This is a genomic window from Saccharothrix sp. NRRL B-16348, from assembly GCF_001280085.1.
GTDB lineage: Bacteria > Actinomycetota > Actinomycetes > Mycobacteriales > Pseudonocardiaceae > Actinosynnema.
In genome coordinates, this window is the sequence record NZ_LGED01000194.1 from 109,199 (window position 1) to 125,013 (window position 15,815).

Here is a 15,815-nt window from a genome sequence, read left to right on the forward strand (position 1 = left end):
CCGCCGGTGCCCGGCGCTACTCGCACACCTCCAGCAGCGCCCGCAACGCGTCGGCCACCACGACCCTGGTGTCGTCGTCCAACGGCTCCAGCAGCCGCGCGTACTGCCGCATGTGCTCGGCCAGCATCCCGTCGACCAGTCGCGCGCCCCGGTCGGTCAGCTTGATCCGCACCACCCGCCGGTCCGCGGCGTCGGGCACGCGCTCCACCAGGCCCTTGGCCTCCATCCGGTCGATCCGGTTGGTGATCGCGCCCGCCGTGACCAGCGACGCGGACAGGAACGCGCCCGCCGTCATGCCCTGCGTGGACCCCGCCCGCCGCAACGTGGTCAACACGTCGAACTCGCCCGGCTCCAGGTCGAACCGGCCGACGAACTCCCGCAACTCCCGCTCCAGCAGCCGTGCCAGCCGCGTCACCCGCGTCAGCACCGCCATCGGCGAGGTGTCCACGTCCGGGCGCTGCACCGACCACTGCGCCAACACCAGGTCGACCGCGTCGGCCATCACCCCTCCTGACGCTCCTCCGCACTCCCCTCACCGTATTCGTGATCGACAACGCGTGCGGCCGTCCCGCCGAAAACCCGCGCGACGGCCCACCGGCGGCCGCGCGCCCGGCCCAGTCGGAGACTCCGGACGCCCGACCTACTCCTCCGCCAACTCCTCGGTCGCCGTCCGCCCCAACGCCGTGGTCCGCCGCAGGAAGTCCGCCAGCAGCGCCAGCTCCGCCTCGCTGTAGCCGGTGAACAGGTCGTCGAGCGAGGCGTTCATCCCCGAGTACAGCGAGAACAGCTCCGGGTTGCGGTCCTTGACCGCGCGCACCGTCACCGCGCGCCGGTCCGCCGCGTTCGGGTCGCGTTCCCGGGTGATCCACCCCGCCCGCTGCAACCGGTCGAGGATCCCGGTCAGCGTCGCCGGGTGCAGCCCCGCCCGCCGCGCGAGTTCGCCCGGCGTCATCGCCCCGTGCCTCTGCACCAGTTCCAGGCAGTCCAGGTCGACGTCCTTGAGCTCCAGCCGCCGGGAGACCTGGTGGTTGAGCAGCGACAACTGGTTGCGCAGCTCCCGCAGCGCCTCCTTGATCGCGGTGACGGTCCGCCGCCGTTCCCGCGCGTCCCCAGAACTTATGGAACTCATATGTTATGGTCTCCGTATCGTATCCGATCCGCACGAAGTCTAACCGGGGGAAACGCCCATGACCGTCCTCGTCACCGGGGGGACCGGCCTCGTCGGCCGCCACCTCGTCCGCCTGCTGACCGGGCCCGTGCTCGCCGTCAGCCGCGACCCGCGGGCCCACGCCACCGACCTCGACCACGTGACGTTCGTCGACGACGACCCCGCCCACCTGGCGGGCGTCACGGCCCTGTTCGTCCACCCGCGCGCCGTCGCCGACCCGTTCGCCCTCGTCGCCCGTGCCCGCGCCGCCGGCGTCGGCAAAGTCGTCGCGCTGTCCGCCCTCAACGTCGACGACGACCCCGCCGACCAGCCCTCCCGCCACCGCGGCGACCGCAACGCCGAAGCCGAGGCCGCCGTCGCGGGCAGCGGCCTGCCGTGGGTCAGCGTCCGCGCCGGGTCGTTCGCCTCCAACACCGCCACGGCCTGGGCGCACCAGATCCGGTCGGGCGACGTCGTGCGCGGCCCCTACGCCGACTTCGCCGAGGCGCCGCTGGACGAACGCGACCTCGCCGAGGTCATCGCCCACGCCCTGACCACCGACACCCTCGACGGCCGCCGCGTCGAGGTCACCGGACCCGGCTCCCACACCCACGCCGAACTCGTCGCGATCATCGGCGGCGTGCTGGACCGCCCGCTGCGCTATCACGAGATCCCACCCGACCAGGCGACCGGGCACCTGGTCCGGGCAGGTCTGCCGGCGGCGTTCGCACACGCCCTGATGGACCGGTACGCCAGGGGAGCGGGCCTGCCCGCCACCGTCACCGGCGAGGTCGACAAGATCCTCCGCCGCCCCGCCCGCACCTTCCCCGACTGGGTCGCCGACCACACCGGCCCGTTCACCGGAGAGCCCGCATGACCATCCTCGTCACCGGCGCGACCGGCACCGTCGGCCGCCACCTCGTCACCCACCTGCTCGCCGCCGGACACCGGGTCCGCGCGCTGAGCCGCCGGCCCGGGAACGCCGGCCTGCCCGCCGACGTCGAGGTCGTGCGCGGCGACACCACCGACGTCGACAGCCTCGCCGCCGCGTTCGCCGGCGCCACCGCCGCCCACCTGATCAACTTCGGGCACGGCTACCGGCCGCTGGACAACGGCGAGGAGGTCGCCGCCGCCGCACGGCGCGCCGGCGTCGGCCGCGTCACCCTCCTGGGCGGCTGGGCCGAGGGCACCCTCGAACCCGCCGTCCGCGCGAGCGGCCTGGAGTGGACGCAGCTGCGGCCGCTGGAGTTCATGGCCAACACGCTGACCGACTGGGGACCGCCGCTGCGCGCCGAGGGCGTGATCCGCGAACCGCACGGCGACCGGCGCAGCGCCGCCGTCCACGAAGCCGACATCGCCGCCGTCGCCGCCACCGCGCTCACCACCGACGGCCACGCCGGGCAGACCTACACCCTCACCGGCCCCGAAGCGCTCACCCCGCGCGACAAGGTGCGCCACCTCGCCGGCGCCACCGGCCGCGACCTGCGCTTCGAGGAACTCACCCCGGAACGGGCCCGTGCCCTGTGGACCACCGAACCGCCGGCGCTGCGGATCTACCGCGTCGCACCCGGCGGACCGGCCGAGAAGGCCGACTTCGTCCTCGGGCTCTACGGGAACGTCCCCGAAGCCGGCTCCACCCCCACCGACGTGGTCGAGCGCGTCACCGGACGCCCCGCCCGCACCTTCGCCCGGTGGGCCGTCGAGCACGCCGACGCGTTCCGGGGGTGACCCGGTGCACGTCGCCCACCTCGCGGCCAGTGCCCTGCTCGCCGTCGCGCTGACCTACTCCGCGGTGCTGGACTTCGTCCGCGACGACCGCGTCCTCACCGCCATGGCCGCCGCCCGCGTCCCCGCCGCGCTGCTGCCGCTGCTCGGCGCGGTGAAAGCCCTCGCCGTCGCCGGGATCGTCGTCGGCTACGCGGCCCGACCCCTCGGCCTGGCCGCCGTGACCGGGGTGGTGCTGTTCTTCACCGCCGCGATCGCCACCCACCTGCGGGTCGGCGACCGCCACGTGGGCCTGCCGTCCGCGTTCGGGCTGCTCGCCGCCGTCACGCTCGCGCTGGGCCTGCTCGCCGGCTGAGCGGTGGCGAAGGTCGCACTAGGCCGGCCGGCCTGCCGAGCGGTGCAGGGTGATCGTGGTCCACGCGCCGACGTGGACCCGGTCACCCGGCTCCAACGGGTGCGGCCGGTGGGGCCGCAGCGGGGTGTCGTCCTCGTTGACCGTGGTCCCGTTCGTCGAGTCCAGGTCCACCACCGCCCACCCGTCACCCGACGCCACCAGCACCGCGTGGTGGTGCGAGACACCCGGGTCCTCCGGCGGGCCCACCAGGTCGATCCCCGGGAAGATGCCCCGCGACCGGCTCCGCCGCCCGATCGACACCTGCCGCCCCGCCAACCCGAACCGGCGCGGCGGGCAGAACTCCGGGAACGCCATCGCGCCCGCGTCCGGCCCGCCCGCCGCCACCACCCGCTCGAAGTACGCCCGGTCCGCCTCCACCGTCACGTGCCACGACACCGCCTCCGCGACCACCGGCCGCGCCGGGGCCACCACCGGGTTCAACGAGTCCTGCCCGCACTCCTCGCAGAACCGACCCACCCGCACCGCGCCACACGCCGCGCACGTCTCCTCGACCGCGGGCGCCGGCACGGACGGCGACGACCCGGACCCGGACGACAGCGGCGCGCCGCACACGTCGCAGTAGTCGTCGGTCGCCGAGTCGTGCCCGGCCGGGCAGGTCGCCATCGCCTAGCCCTTCCCGACCCGCTTGGTCACCGTCGACCGGGTGTCCAGCGTCATCTCGTCCGCGTCGGCCACCCGCGCCCGCAGCTTCACCGTCCCCGTCCGCGGGTCCTCCACCTCCACCACCCTGGCCAGCAGCTTCGCCGTGTCGGTGTTGCCCGACTCGTGCGCCAGCCGCACCGCCCGGCCCAGCTTCGCCGTCGCCCGGCCCACGTCACCGGACTTGCGCGCCTCCAAGCCGTCCTGGATCGCCTCCGCCAACTCCGCCTGCCCCGTGTAGTGGGCGACCTCGGAGCTGATCCGCGTCGACAACGCCGAGTCCTCCGTCCACACCGCCAACACCCGGCCCTGACCCAGCACCTCACCCGCCGGACCCACCAGGCTCACCCGCGACGCCAGCATCCGGTCGCCCACGCCCGCCGGCCGCACCCGCACCCGCAGGTGGTAGTCACGGCTCTCCGCGCCACCCCACGCGCCCGTCGGGTAGTCGCCCGTCCGCGGCCCCGACTCCACCCGCCGCCCCGTCAAGTCCCGCAACCCCGGCGACACCTGCTTCAGCGACACCACCCGCGCGCCCTCCGGCGTCCACAGCCGCAGCGACACGTCCGCCACCGCCTTGCCCATCGCGGCCGCCGCCATGGACCGGAAGTCCTCCGCCAACCCGTCCGGGTCGGCCACGATGTCCACCGTTCCCAACATCGCCTCGGCGATCCGCCGCAGCTCCGCCACCTGCCAGTCCGTGCCCACCCCGCGGCAGTCGCACGTGAAGCGGCCCGCCACCTCGTCGAGCACCCTCGTCAACTGGCGCGGCGACTCGTGCTGGTTCTCGCCGTCGGTCAACAGGATCGCGTGCCGCGGCCCGCCCTCGAACCCGGCGAACAGCTCGTCGGCCAACGTGAGCCAGCGGCCCATCGCCGTGCCGCCGTCCGCCCGCAGCATCCGCACGGCCTGCTTCGCCGCCGCCCGCGTCCGCGCGTCCGCCACCACCAGCTTCCGCGCCCGCGGGTACACCGTCCGCGCCGTGTCCGTGCCCGCCACCACCGCGAACGACACCCCGTCGCGCAACGCGTCGATCGCCGCCACCGTCGCCTGCTTCGCCGCGGTCAGCTTCGACGGCGGGTAGGCCATCGACGCCGACGTGTCCACGATGACCACCTCGGCCGCGTGCGCCGACACCACCTGCGCGGCGGCGCCCGTCGTGGTCACCGTGACGATCGCGTCGACGTCCGCGGCGCCCTCGGGCAGGTACTCGTTCTGGAACACCTCGACCGCGAAATCAAGCCCCATGCCCACCCCGCAACTGGACGACGACCACCGTGATGTTGTCGTGCCCGCCCGCCTTCAACGCGACCTCCACCAGCTCCCGCGCCACCTCGATCGGCGGCACACCCCGCGGCAGCACCTCCAGCAGGTCCTCCGGCTCCGGCACGTAGTTCCACAACCCGTCGCTGCACAGCACCAGCAGCCCCGGCGTCTCCACCTTGAACGTCACCGTCTGCGGCGCCTCCACCCCGGAATCCGCGCCCAACCACCGCGACAGCACGTGCGCCCGCCGGTCGGTCAACGCCTCCTCCTCGGTCAGCACGCCCTCCGCGACCAGCTGCGCCGCCCACGTGTCGTCCGTGGTCAACCGCGCCGCGCCCGCCTCGGCCACCAGGTAGGCGCGGCTGTCGCCGACCCACCCCACCGTCGCCGAGTCGTCGGTCACCACCGCCGACACGAACGTGCAGGACGGCGCCACCTCCGCCGCCTCCGGCCGCGCCAACCGGCCCACCGCCTCGTTCGCCGCCACGACCGAGTCCGTCGTCGACGACTCGGCGTCCATCCCCGCCTGCAACCCCGTCAACAGCACGTCCGCCGCCGTGTCCACCGCCGTCTGCGACGCCTGCTCGGCCCGCTCCGACGACGCCACCCCGTCGCACACCACCACCGCGACACCACGCCCGCGCACCCGCCCGAACGCCATCGAGTCCTCGTTGCGCTGCCGCCGCTTGCCCCGGTCGCTCACCCCCGCCACCCCGGGCAGCACGAACTCCACCCGGTCCCGCGCCGACGGCCGCGCCCGACCGCACTGCTCGCAGAACCCGTCCGCGTCGAACTCCTCACCACCGCACGCGCACATCGGCGGCCACTGCGCCCCCGGACCACCCACCGGTGTCCGCTGCACCCGCAGGTTGCGCCCGCACGCCTCGCAGAAACGGTCCTGCGACGCCACCGGCGACGCGCACTCGGGACAGGATTCCATGATCACACCAACGTCCTGGGCCGGACCGCGTTCGCGCGGTCGACGAGAGCGATGCGTTCCTCCGGGGTGTCGGCCAGCCGCGCCAACTGCCGGTAGCAGCGCTCCAGCCCCGACCGCAGCCCCGACTCGCTCACCTCGCAGTCCAGCAGCTTCCCGCCGGGCGCCGCACCGGCGCCCGGCAACGACTCCAACGCCACACCCAACAACTCCACGGTCAACCCCGCCCGCCTCGCCACGTCCAACTCCAACCCCGACAGCCTCGCACCGGCCGCCATCACCTCCGCCAACGCCTCCGCGCCGGCACGCCCCGCGCACTCCCGGGCCGCGCCCAACTGCGCCCGCACCGCCGCCACCTGCGCCGCCACGTGGTGGATCGACGTGTCCGGCACCGAGTGCAGCACACCCACCGCCGCCTCCCGCTCACCCCGCGCCACCAGCACCCTGGCCAGCCCGAACGCCGCCGACACGAACGCGTGATCGGTGCGCCACACCACCTCGTACCCGGCCGCCGCCGCGTCCGCGTCACCCGAGGACTCCGCGCACACCGCCACCGCCAGCTTCGGCGCCGCCTCGCCCGGCAACGCGTCACGCACCCGCTCGAACGCCGCCCGCGCCCGATCACCCCGGCCGTCCACCAACGCCGCCACCCCCCGGTACCAGCCCGGCCGCCAGTCGTCCGGCGCCGGCGTCCACGGGTCGTCCGGGTCGAACGGCGACGCCAACGCGTCCAACTCGCCGACCGCCTCCCGCACCCGACCCGCCTCGATCAACGCCCGCACCACCTGCAACCGCACCTCCACCGTCTGCACCGGCGCCGCCCGCAACGCCGCCACCACCTGGTCCGGATCACCCGTCGTCGCCGCCGTCGCCAGGAAACCCGCCGCCGCGTCCGAGGTGTCCACCTGCGGCACCGGCAGACCCGTCGCCGCCGCCCGCACGTCCAGCCCGCCCTCCGTGCCGAACGCCCGCCGCTCCGGCGTGAACTGCCGCGACACACCCGGCCGCGGCGTGCCGTCCTGCTGCGCCAACACCTCCCGCAGCACACCGGTCAACTGCTCGGCCATCTCCTCCGCCGACGCGAACCGCTGCTCCGGGTCGCGGTGCGTGGCCCGCAGCAGGAACCGGTGGAACGAGTCGTGCCTGCGCAGCATCGGCTGCTCGTCCGGATCCGGCAACGACTCCTTGTGCCTGCCGCGGAAGTCGAACTGGAAGCTCATCACCGCCAACGCCCGACCCACCGTGTACAGGTCGGAGGCCACCGACGGGCCGTCCGTGCCGATCTCCGGCGCCTGGTAGCCGATCGTGCCGTAGATGGGGGAGTGCCGGTCGTCGATGCGCCGCACCGCGCCCAGGTCGATCAGCTTCAACTGCTCCTCGGTCTGGATCACGTTGTCCGGCTTGAAATCGCAGTACAGCAGGCCCACCCCGTGCAGGTAGCCCAACGCGGGCAGCACCTCCAGCGCGTAGGCGATCGCCTGCGCCACCGGCAGTGACTCCGTGCCCGCGCCCTCGGCCCGCAACTGCTTGATCATGTCCTTGACCGACGTGCCGCCCACGTACTCCATCACGATGTAGTCCACGAGCTCGCCGCTGGTCCGGTCGGCGTGCCGCACGAAATTGTGGATCTTGACGATGGTGGGGTGCTCCACCTCCGCCAGGAACCGGCGCTCCGCCATCGCCGCCGCCATCGCGTCCGCGTCACCGGAGTCCAACAGGCCCTTCAACACCACCCACCGGTCGCTGACCGCGTGGTCGGCGGCCAGGTAGATCCAGCCCAGCCCGCCGTGCGCCAGGCAGCCCAGCACCTCGTACTGGTCGTGCAACACCTCGCCGGGCGCCAACTTCGGCGTGAACGAGTAGTGGTGCCCGCAGTGCGCGCAGAACCCCTCCACCCGGCCGGGCCTGCCGTCCCGGCCACGCCCGACCTCCTTGCCGCAGCTGGAGCAGAACCGCTTCGCCTCCGGCACCTCCGGGTCGGTCAGCACGGCGGCCTTCGGGTCCCGGTACGGCACCCGGGGCACTTCCACCAACCCCGCGCCCAACCGCCCGCGCCCGGACGACCGGGTGGGCGTCGACGCGCGCCGCGCCCGCCCCGACGACGACGCCGCGGGCGACCACGGAGCCGTGGCGGGACCGGTCGCGCTGTACGCGCCCGTCGCAACACCGCTGTCGGCGCCCGGCCCGGGATACGCGCCCGTGGCAGGACCGCTGTCGGCCCGACCGCGGGGACCGGGGTACGCGCCCGTCGCGGGGCCGCTGTCAGACCTGCCGCCGGAACCGCTGCCGGGGCCGGGGTACGCGCCGGTGGCGGGCCCGCTGTCCGCACCGACCTCCGGCCCGCCGGCCGCGGCAAGCTCGCCAGGCCGACCGGTCGCCACACCTCCGCCCGCACCGGTCCTGCCGCCACCCGCGGCACCCGTCCTCTGCCCGTGGCCCGCAGGCCCACCAGTTGCCGCAGGCGCGCCCGCGGGGCCGCCGGTTGCCGCGTCACCGGCGGCGGGCGTGGTGGACGCGAGCACCGGGGCCTCCAGGCCGCACACGTCGCAGAAGCCGTCGTCGTCGATCACCCCGCCGCAGCCGGCACGTGGACACGTCCTCATCGGGCCTCCGTCCTGGCCAGCACCGCACGCTGGTACCGCAGCACCGCCACCGTCCCCGCGCCCAGGTCGCACGGCGCGCCGAACAGCACGTCACGGGCCTGCCGGTGCAGCACCAGCAGCTCCGCGTCCTCGGCGAACCCACGCCCGGCCGCCTTCGCCCGGTAGGCGTCCAACCGGCCGCGCAGCTCCGCGCGCCGGTCCAGCGACCCGGTCAGGTGCGCCAACACCTCCCGCGCCCGCGCCGCCGCCGCGCCCACCGCGGTCTCCACGGCCGCCACGTCCGATTCCGCCACGTCCGGGAAACGTCCCCGCAGCCCGTCGAGTGCCCCGGCCACGTCCTCGGTCGGCACCGGCGGGTGGTCGCCGACGATCTTCGCCACCACCTCCACCCGCACCTCGGCCGCCCGCGCCCGCACCGACTCCACCTCCGCGACCAGCCGCGACAGCGCCGCCACCCGGGACGAGAACGTCCGGTGCAGCGCGCTCACCGCCGCCACCCGCGCGACGAGGTCCGCCACCGCCGGATCGGGCGTCAACGGGTCGGCCACCGCACGGGCGTGCGCCCGCGCCACCTCCGCGTGCAACCGCTCCGCGGCCGGCGAGTCGATCCCCGCCACCTGCCCGGCCAACGGGTCCAGCACCTCCAACCGCCGCGCCCACGCCTCGTGCGCCTCCGCCAGCACCGCCGTGACCCGCGCGTACTCCGACTTCATCCGCGCCACCAGCGCGCGCACCGTGACCCGCTCCGCCACCGGCCCGGTCAACGTCCGCGCCGACGCACCCGGCAGCACGACCGCCTCCCCGCGCAGCAGCCGCCCCAACTCCGCCGGGTCACGCGTGTCCGACGCCCGCCGCAGCACCGCCCGGTAGGCGTCGAACCACTCCCACAGCCGCACCATCCCGGCGTTCGCCGCCTCCCACCGCCGCGCCGACGCGCCCGTCAGCACCGCGCCGCGCAGCAACCGGTGGCCGGGGTGGTCCTCCATCGCCAGCAACGACTCGGCGACCCGGTCGCTCTCCCGCCGCAACGCCGCCAGCTCCTCGTCCAGGGTGTCCATGTCAGTCCCGGTAGGCGGCGACGGGCGGGGCCGGGGGATCGCCCAGCCACCGCTGGTGGATCCGCGCCCACGTGCCGTCCGCCCGCAGCCGCTCCAGCAGCGCGTTGACGAACCGCACGAAGTCCTCGTCGGCCTTCGGGAACGCCATCCCGTACGGCTCGGCGGCGAACTGCGGGCCCACCACCTTCGTGTAGGGGTCCTGCGCGGCGAACCCGGCCAGGATCGTGTCGTCCGTGGAGATCGCCTCCACCTGACCCTGCTGCAGCATCACCAGGCAGTCCGTCCAGTGCGCCACCGACACCGGCACCGGCCGCGACGCCGCGGTCGCCACGTTGGCCAGCGAGCTGGACCCCTTCGTCGCGCACACCCGCTTGCCGCCCAGCGACTCGATGCCCGTGACGTCGGAGTTCGACGGCACCAGCACCCGCTGCCCCGCCTGCAGGTACACCGTCGAGAAGTTCACCTTCTGCCAGCGCTCGCAGGTCGCCGTCATGGTCCGCACCACGATGTCGACCTCGTGCCGCTCCAACGTCGGCACCCGCTGCTCGGAGGTCACCACCTTGAACTGGATCGCGCCCGGATCGCCGAAGATCGCCCGCGCGACCTCGCGCACCAGGTCGACGTCGAAACCCTCCAGCTCGCCGGAGACCGGGTTGCGGAACCCCATCAGGTACGTGTTCTGGTCAACGCCCGCGATCAGCCGGCCCCGCGCCTGGATCTCCGCCATGGTCGACCCGGCCGGCATCTGCCCCGGCGGCGGCAGCGGCCCGGTCGGGCGCAGGCTCGCCGTCGGGTCGCACGACGCCGGCGGCACGTCCGCCGTGCTGGGCGGCTCGGTCAGCTCCGCCGCCTCCGCCGGACGCGGCGGCACCGGCGAACCACCGCCGATCGGCGGCGCGCCACTGGGCACCGGCGCGCACGCCGCCGTCACCACCAGGGCCAGCACCGCGAGCAGCCGTCTCATCGGTACTCCTTCAGCCGCTGCCACAACCCGAACGCCGAGGCCGCCGCCGCCAGCAACGCCAGCACCACCACCGCGGGCACCACGCCGCCCAACCCGGCCCGCGCCCGTCCGATCGCGCCGGTCAGCTCCGCCCGCGCCGTGCCGATCGCCTCCACCAGGTCCGAGTCCAACGCGTCGAACGCCGTCGCCGCGCCCCGCGCGTCCTGGCCCAGCGCCAACGCCACCGCCGCCGTGAAGTCGCCGGCGTCGTCGGCCTCGCGGACCTTCCGGTGCGCCTCCTGCCACCGACCGTGGTGCTCCACCGCCTCGGCCACCGGCGGCGCCCCGTCCACCACCCGCACCCGGCCCAGCAGGTCGTCCAGCACCTTGTCGGCCTCGACGTACTCCGCCTCGTAGGTCGCGCCGCTGCCCCGCGCCACCAGCGTCAACGTCTCGTCGCCGCGCGCGGTCAGCGTCGCGATCCGGGCCCGCGCGAGCAGGTCGACCAGCGTGGCCTCGTTCTTGCTGGCCGAGGCGTTGTAGACCACGAGCAGGCTCGCCGCCAGCACCCACAGCAACGAGATCGCGGTCAACGCGGTCGCCACCACCAGGCCGGGGTTGAGCACCCGGTTCGTGCGGCGGGTCAGGTACCGCTGCGCGAGCACCAGCACCACCAGCGCGAGCAGGCCCAGCAGCAGCTCCGGCCACGGCAGCGACCCGGCGTCCTCCAGGTCGCGCACCACCTTCCCGGTCTCCACCCCGTACAGCTCGCGGGCCGCGGGCAGCATCCGCGTCTGCATCAACGCCGACGCTTCGCGCAGGTATGCCGCGCCGACCGGGTTGCCCTGCCGGTTGTGCGCGCGGGCCGTCTCGACCAGACCCGTGTACACCGGCAGCTGTCCCGACAACGTCGACAGCGCCTCGGTCAGCTCGGGGGAGCGGGTGATCTCGCCGGTCGCCGCCGACAACGCGGCGGCGGCCTTCGCCACGTCCGCCTCGTACCGGCCGCGCAGCGTCGCCGACTCCACCCCGCCGGACAGGAACGCGCTCGACGCCGTGGCGTCCGCGTCCGCCATCGCCCGGTAGACCTCCTGGGCGGCGAACGCCAGCGGCTCGCTGCGGTCGGCCAACGCCTCCAGCGCGTCCGACCGGCGCTGCACGGACGTCGCGGTCGCCGCGCCGACCAGCAGGCTCATCACCATCAGCAGCAGGGCCAGCAGGCTCAACCTGCCCGGCGTGCTGCGGGCAAGACCCGTCACCCGGCGCAGGGCACCGCGGTTCCGCTGAGCCTCGACCAGCACGACCGCCCCCTTCCCGAGGTGATCGGCGCCACTCGCCGCTCAGTTAGCGTAGATCGAAATTCCACCAATCGGGACGCGAACGGACCCAACCGGCCGGGACGCGCCCACCGGTTCGCACTCATCGGGTGACGCGATCACCCCTGACGGAGCCGGGCGCGCACCTCCACCAGCGCCTCGCCGAGCAGGTTCAGCCCCCGCCAGGCCGCCGGGTCGGCCGCCCGCTCGTCGTCGGCGGCCAGTCCGATGCCCCACACCCGGTCCAGCGGGCTGGCCTCCACCAGCACCCGGTCACCGGTGGCCAGCAGGAACTCGCGCGCGTCGTGGTGCGCGTCGAACTTCGCCACGTTCCCGCGCACCACGACGTCTAGCCGGCGCGCCACCCACACGTCCTCGTCGAACCCGCGCACCTGCCGGCCCAGCGCCTTCGCCTCGCGGGGCGTGCGCGCCGCGAGCACCCGACGTGCGGTGTGCTCGTCACCGAACAACCGCGCCTTGCCCCACATCATGAAGTGCTCGGCCGTCCGGTAGGTCAGGCCGTCCACCGTGAACGGACCCTCCCACCACTGGCTCAGGCACTCCTCGCCGACCGGCGCGCCCGGCCGCGCGTCGGGCTTCCAGAAGAACAGGTACTCGGTCACGGCGCAGACGGTGTCACACGCCCTCCCCACGACACGACACCGTTTCCGGCGGCCTTGCGCATCACGTGACGTGAGGTTCTAGCTTCGCGGCATGACCGAGATGTGGACCGCCGGGGACCTGGCCCGTGCCGCCGGCGTCACCGTGCGCACCCTGCACCACTACGACGAGATCGGCCTCCTCGTGCCGGGCGAGCGGACCTCGACCGGCCACCGCCGCTACACCGCCGACGACGTGCGCCGCCTCTACCGGATCCGGGCGCTGCGGCAGCTCGGCGTCCCGCTGGACCGCATCGCCGCCGCCCTCGACGCGGGCGACCTGCGCGCCGTGATCACCGCCCAGCTGGCCGACCTCGACACCAGGGCCCGGCACCTGGACGAGCTGCGCCGCCAGGTCCGCGGCCTGCTCGACACCGCCGACCCGCACCCCGGACGGCTGCTCGGCGCCCTCGAACGCATGTCGCTGCTGGACAGCTACCTGACCGAGGTGCAACGCGACGCCCTGGCCGCCCGCCGCGACGAGCTGGGGGAGCAGCGCATCGACCGGCTGCGCGCCGAGTGGGCCGGCCTGGTCGCCGAGCTGCACCGCCACCAGGAGGCCGACACCCCCGTCACCGACCCGGACGTGCAGCGGATCGTCGCCCGGTGGGACGAGATCGGCGCGGCGTTCCAGACCGGCGACCAGGGCACCGACCAGCGCGTCCGCGAACGCCTCGGCGACCTGTGGCGCGACCACGGCGACCGCATCGCCGACGACCTCGACCAGCGCGCCGGCTGGCGCCTCGCGGACGTGCTGGCCTACCTGGGCGCGGCGCGGGCCGCACGATGAGCGACCGGCCCGCGCCGAACGGCTACCGCGGCGGCAGGGGGAGTGGCACGGCGGGCAGGCCGTCCATGCTGAAGCCGACGAAGTCCTTCTTCTCGCAGTACGCGGCGAACTCCTCGTCCGACTTGCGGTCGAAGTACTCCTCGTGCAGCGTCCGCTCACCCCGGTAGTCCATGAACGGCACGGCGAAGCCGCACGTGTCGCTGATCAGCTTCGCGGTCACCACCACGACCGCCCGCAACGCCGAACCGTCCGCGTCGCCGAACCCGGCCACCAGCTCCGCGAACCTCGGGTCGTCCCGGAACACCGGCTCGCCCGTGCCGTGCACGCGCACGATGTTCGGCGGACCCTCGAACGCGCACCACATGAGCGTGATCCGCCCGTTCTCCCGCAGGTGGGCGATGGTCTCGGCGTGGCTGCCGCCGAAGTCCAGGTACGCCACCCGCTGGTCGTCGAGCACCCGCCACGTGCCCCGGCGGCCCTTCGGCGACAGGTTCACGTGCCCGTCGGCGGCCAGCGGCGCGGTCGCGGTGAAGAACACCGGCTGCGCCTCGATGAACTCGCGCAGACGTCCTTCGATCCGTTCATAGGTCTTCCCCATGACCCCTATTATCCCTGGTCGTCACCCCAGGTCGACCACCCGGTACCGCCGCACGTCGCTCGCCTTGAGACCGGCGAACGAGTGCACCCGACCCCACGGCTCCGACCGGCCCACCGACCCGTTGCCCCGGGCCATGGCGTCCCGGTGCGCCTCCGGCGACGTCCACTCCGCGTAGTTCAGCACCCGCAGCCCGTCCAGGCTCACGTGGAAGTGCGCCGAAATCCCGCCCGGGTGCCGCTCCTCCTCGGCCGCCAACGCGGTGAACACCAGGTCGACCCACTCCTCGGCGACCCCGGGCCGGTCGAACTCCACCGACACCAGCACCACGCACCCGACCGGCCGTTCGACGGAGCCCTCCTCCTGGGCGGACCGGTACCGGCGGTAGGCGACCCCGCCGTCCACCTCCACCGGGCGTGACCACTGCGAATAGGTCACCACCCCGTCACCTTCCACGTGCTCCAGCCACCGGACGTCCAGCAATCCGTCCGGCCGTGGTTCGAACGGCACGCGGTCGTGGTGGACGAGGACGAGGTCGGCGTCGGGTCGAGTCAGTTCCATGCCGACGACGCTAGGCGCGGCGCACCGGCGCCCGAATCAGTCAAGTGACCGGTGACAAACGTTGTTGCACATCGCTGGCGGCAACACCAGACTCCCGCCATGACACCCGAGATCCGGCGTTCCCTGGTCCAGCACTCCCGGCTCCGCCAGGACCCGCACGCGGTGCTGCGTCGCCTGCTCGACCGCGTCCCACCCGGCCTCCGCCTGGACGAGCCCGCCAAGCAGCTGGAACAACGGATCGCCGACCTGCTCGGCAAACCCGCCGCCCTGTTCTTCCCCACCGGCACGATGGCGCAGCAGACCGCGATGCGCGTCCACGCCGAACGCACCGGCCGCCGCACGTTCGCCGCACATCCCCAGTGCCACCTCGTGATCTGGGAGGACGAGGGCTACAGCGCCGTGCACGGCCTGCGCCACCTGGCCGTCGGCGACCGCGAGGACCTGATCACCCTGGACGACCTCGCCGGCGTCCGCGAACCGATCGCCGCCCTGCTCCTCGAACTGCCCCAACGCGAGATCGGCGGCCTCCTGCCCGCCTGGGACGACCTGGTCGCGCAGACGAAGTGGGCACGGGACGGCGGCGCCGCGGCGCACATGGACGGCGCCCGGCTGTGGGAGGCGCAGACCTACTACGACCGGCCGTTCGCCGAGATCGCCGACCTGTTCGACACCGTCTACGTCTCCCTCTACAAGGGCCTGGAAGGCGTGCGCGGCGCGGTCCTCGCCGGCGACCAGGCGACCATCGACGCCGCCTCGGTGTGGCGGCGCAGGCTCGGCGGCGCGACCCCCGACTCGTGGCCGGCCGCCGTCACCGCCCTGATGGGCCTGGACGAGGTGCTGCCCAGGATGGCCGAGTTCCGCGACCACGCCGTGGCCGTCGCCGCCGCGATCAACGCCGACGGCTACGCGACCACCCGCCCGCGCGTGCCCCAGACACCGCTGTTCCACGTCCACATCCCCGCGCCGAAGGACGCCGTCGCCGCCGCGGCGAAGCGGATCCTCGCCGAGAGCGGCGTCGAACTGCCCCAGCGGCCCAAGAGCTCGCCCGACCCGACGCGGTGCAGCATCGAGCTGACCATCGGCGTCGTGTCGCTCGACTTCACCCCGCAGGAGGTGGCGGACCTGATCCGGCGGCTGCGCTAGACGCACGTCGACCCGAGG

General features: G+C 74.3%; 17 protein-coding genes. 5 read left to right on the forward strand and 12 right to left on the reverse strand.

Features of this window, described 5'->3' with window-relative positions; translation table 11 throughout:
* Positions 1 to 16: 16 nt before the first annotated feature.
* Together ADK67_RS18270 and ADK67_RS18275 are read right to left on the reverse strand one after the other, a co-directional pair.
* Positions 17 to 502 (reverse strand): MarR family winged helix-turn-helix transcriptional regulator, encoded by a 486-nt coding sequence (locus tag ADK67_RS18270; protein WP_053717630.1) that lies wholly within the window; start codon positions 500 to 502, stop codon positions 17 to 19.
* A 138-nt stretch (positions 503 to 640) separates the two neighbouring features.
* Positions 641 to 1,129 (reverse strand): MarR family winged helix-turn-helix transcriptional regulator, encoded by a 489-nt coding sequence (locus ADK67_RS18275; protein WP_053717631.1) that lies wholly within the window; start codon positions 1,127 to 1,129, stop codon positions 641 to 643.
* A 58-nt stretch (positions 1,130 to 1,187) separates the two neighbouring features.
* On the opposite strand from ADK67_RS18275, the gene ADK67_RS18280 reads away from it, so the two are divergent.
* From ADK67_RS18280 to ADK67_RS18290, 3 genes are read left to right on the forward strand one after another with little or no spacing between them, the layout of a single operon-like run.
* Positions 1,188 to 2,024, forward strand: a complete 837-nt coding sequence (locus ADK67_RS18280) for an NAD(P)H-binding protein (RefSeq protein ID WP_053717632.1) — start codon at positions 1,188 to 1,190, stop codon at positions 2,022 to 2,024.
* On the forward strand, positions 2,021 to 2,875 hold the full coding sequence (locus ADK67_RS18285; protein ID WP_053717633.1) for an NAD(P)H-binding protein: 855 nt from the start codon (positions 2,021 to 2,023) through the stop codon (positions 2,873 to 2,875). Before ADK67_RS18280 ends, ADK67_RS18285 begins: the two co-directional genes overlap by 4 nt.
* Positions 2,876 to 2,879: 4 nt before the next feature.
* Positions 2,880 to 3,227 (forward strand): DoxX family protein, encoded by a 348-nt coding sequence (locus tag ADK67_RS18290; protein WP_053717634.1) that lies wholly within the window; start codon positions 2,880 to 2,882, stop codon positions 3,225 to 3,227.
* Between the two features lie 18 nt (positions 3,228 to 3,245).
* On the opposite strand, the gene ADK67_RS18295 is transcribed toward ADK67_RS18290, so the two are convergent.
* From ADK67_RS18295 to ADK67_RS18330, 8 genes are all read right to left on the reverse strand, one after another.
* Positions 3,246 to 3,890 (reverse strand): FHA domain-containing protein, encoded by a 645-nt coding sequence (locus tag ADK67_RS18295; protein WP_053717635.1) that lies wholly within the window; start codon positions 3,888 to 3,890, stop codon positions 3,246 to 3,248.
* A 3-nt stretch (positions 3,891 to 3,893) separates the two neighbouring features.
* On the reverse strand, positions 3,894 to 5,174 hold the full coding sequence (locus ADK67_RS54685) for a vWA domain-containing protein (protein WP_053717719.1): 1,281 nt from the start codon (positions 5,172 to 5,174) through the stop codon (positions 3,894 to 3,896).
* Positions 5,164 to 6,132 carry a protein phosphatase 2C domain-containing protein gene (locus ADK67_RS18305; RefSeq protein WP_082403569.1) on the reverse strand — a complete coding sequence of 323 codons (969 nt, stop codon included), beginning with the start codon at positions 6,130 to 6,132 and terminating at the stop codon, positions 5,164 to 5,166. The genes ADK67_RS54685 and ADK67_RS18305 overlap by 11 nt, the downstream gene beginning before the upstream one ends.
* A gap of 2 nt (positions 6,133 to 6,134) precedes the next feature.
* The gene (locus tag ADK67_RS18310; protein WP_082403558.1) at positions 6,135 to 8,732 is read right to left on the reverse strand and encodes a serine/threonine-protein kinase; all 2,598 of its coding nucleotides are present in this window, start codon (positions 8,730 to 8,732) and stop codon (positions 6,135 to 6,137) included.
* Positions 8,729 to 9,790 (reverse strand): hypothetical protein, encoded by a 1,062-nt coding sequence (locus tag ADK67_RS18315; protein WP_053717637.1) that lies wholly within the window; start codon positions 9,788 to 9,790, stop codon positions 8,729 to 8,731. Before ADK67_RS18315 ends, ADK67_RS18310 begins: the two co-directional genes overlap by 4 nt.
* Before the next feature lies 1 nt (position 9,791).
* Positions 9,792 to 10,754 carry a glutamate ABC transporter substrate-binding protein gene (locus ADK67_RS18320; protein WP_053717638.1) on the reverse strand — a complete coding sequence of 321 codons (963 nt, stop codon included), beginning with the start codon at positions 10,752 to 10,754 and terminating at the stop codon, positions 9,792 to 9,794.
* Positions 10,751 to 12,034: a hypothetical protein gene (locus tag ADK67_RS18325; protein WP_063797638.1), complete on the reverse strand. Its 1,284-nt coding sequence runs from the start codon at positions 12,032 to 12,034 to the stop codon at positions 10,751 to 10,753. The genes ADK67_RS18320 and ADK67_RS18325 overlap by 4 nt, the downstream gene beginning before the upstream one ends.
* Positions 12,035 to 12,168: 134 nt before the next feature.
* On the reverse strand, positions 12,169 to 12,672 hold the full coding sequence (locus ADK67_RS18330) for an NADAR family protein (RefSeq protein ID WP_053717639.1): 504 nt from the start codon (positions 12,670 to 12,672) through the stop codon (positions 12,169 to 12,171).
* A 91-nt stretch (positions 12,673 to 12,763) separates the two neighbouring features.
* On the opposite strand from ADK67_RS18330, the gene ADK67_RS18335 reads away from it, so the two are divergent.
* Positions 12,764 to 13,498 (forward strand): MerR family transcriptional regulator, encoded by a 735-nt coding sequence (locus tag ADK67_RS18335; RefSeq protein ID WP_053717640.1) that lies wholly within the window; start codon positions 12,764 to 12,766, stop codon positions 13,496 to 13,498.
* 22 nt (positions 13,499 to 13,520) lie between these two features.
* Here the strand turns inward: ADK67_RS18335 and ADK67_RS18340 are convergent, their stop codons facing one another.
* Positions 13,521 to 14,096 (reverse strand): pyridoxamine 5'-phosphate oxidase family protein, encoded by a 576-nt coding sequence (locus ADK67_RS18340; RefSeq protein WP_053717641.1) that lies wholly within the window; start codon positions 14,094 to 14,096, stop codon positions 13,521 to 13,523.
* A gap of 21 nt (positions 14,097 to 14,117) precedes the next feature.
* Positions 14,118 to 14,654 (reverse strand): antibiotic biosynthesis monooxygenase, encoded by a 537-nt coding sequence (locus ADK67_RS18345; RefSeq protein ID WP_053717642.1) that lies wholly within the window; start codon positions 14,652 to 14,654, stop codon positions 14,118 to 14,120.
* Between the two features lie 99 nt (positions 14,655 to 14,753).
* Here ADK67_RS18345 and ADK67_RS18350 point away from each other — a divergent pair, with 99 nt between their 5' ends.
* Complete coding sequence (locus ADK67_RS18350) at positions 14,754 to 15,797, forward strand: threonine aldolase family protein (protein WP_053717643.1); 1,044 nt, start codon at positions 14,754 to 14,756, stop codon at positions 15,795 to 15,797.
* Positions 15,798 to 15,815: the final 18 nt, after the last annotated feature.

Excerpts from the sequence above, each read along its gene's own strand:
- ADK67_RS18270 (WP_053717630.1), bottom strand. The coding sequence starts at position 502 with ATGGCCGACGCGGTCGACCTGGTGTTGGCGCAGTGGTCGGTGCAGCGC.
- ADK67_RS18275 (WP_053717631.1), bottom strand. The coding sequence starts at position 1,129 with ATGAGTTCCATAAGTTCTGGGGACGCGCGGGAACGGCGGCGGACCGTC.
- ADK67_RS18280 (WP_053717632.1), top strand. The coding sequence starts at position 1,188 with ATGACCGTCCTCGTCACCGGGGGGACCGGCCTCGTCGGCCGCCACCTC.
- ADK67_RS18285 (WP_053717633.1), top strand. The coding sequence starts at position 2,021 with ATGACCATCCTCGTCACCGGCGCGACCGGCACCGTCGGCCGCCACCTC.
- ADK67_RS18295 (WP_053717635.1), bottom strand. The coding sequence starts at position 3,890 with ATGGCGACCTGCCCGGCCGGGCACGACTCGGCGACCGACGACTACTGC.
- ADK67_RS54685 (WP_053717719.1), bottom strand. The coding sequence starts at position 5,174 with ATGGGGCTTGATTTCGCGGTCGAGGTGTTCCAGAACGAGTACCTGCCC.
- ADK67_RS18305 (WP_082403569.1), bottom strand. The coding sequence starts at position 6,132 with ATGGAATCCTGTCCCGAGTGCGCGTCGCCGGTGGCGTCGCAGGACCGT.
- ADK67_RS18310 (WP_082403558.1), bottom strand. The coding sequence starts at position 8,732 with ATGAGGACGTGTCCACGTGCCGGCTGCGGCGGGGTGATCGACGACGAC.
- ADK67_RS18315 (WP_053717637.1), bottom strand. The coding sequence starts at position 9,790 with ATGGACACCCTGGACGAGGAGCTGGCGGCGTTGCGGCGGGAGAGCGAC.
- ADK67_RS18320 (WP_053717638.1), bottom strand. The coding sequence starts at position 10,754 with ATGAGACGGCTGCTCGCGGTGCTGGCCCTGGTGGTGACGGCGGCGTGC.
- ADK67_RS18335 (WP_053717640.1), top strand. The coding sequence starts at position 12,764 with ATGACCGAGATGTGGACCGCCGGGGACCTGGCCCGTGCCGCCGGCGTC.
- ADK67_RS18340 (WP_053717641.1), bottom strand. The coding sequence starts at position 14,096 with ATGGGGAAGACCTATGAACGGATCGAAGGACGTCTGCGCGAGTTCATC.
- ADK67_RS18345 (WP_053717642.1), bottom strand. The coding sequence starts at position 14,654 with ATGGAACTGACTCGACCCGACGCCGACCTCGTCCTCGTCCACCACGAC.
- ADK67_RS18350 (WP_053717643.1), top strand. The coding sequence starts at position 14,754 with ATGACACCCGAGATCCGGCGTTCCCTGGTCCAGCACTCCCGGCTCCGC.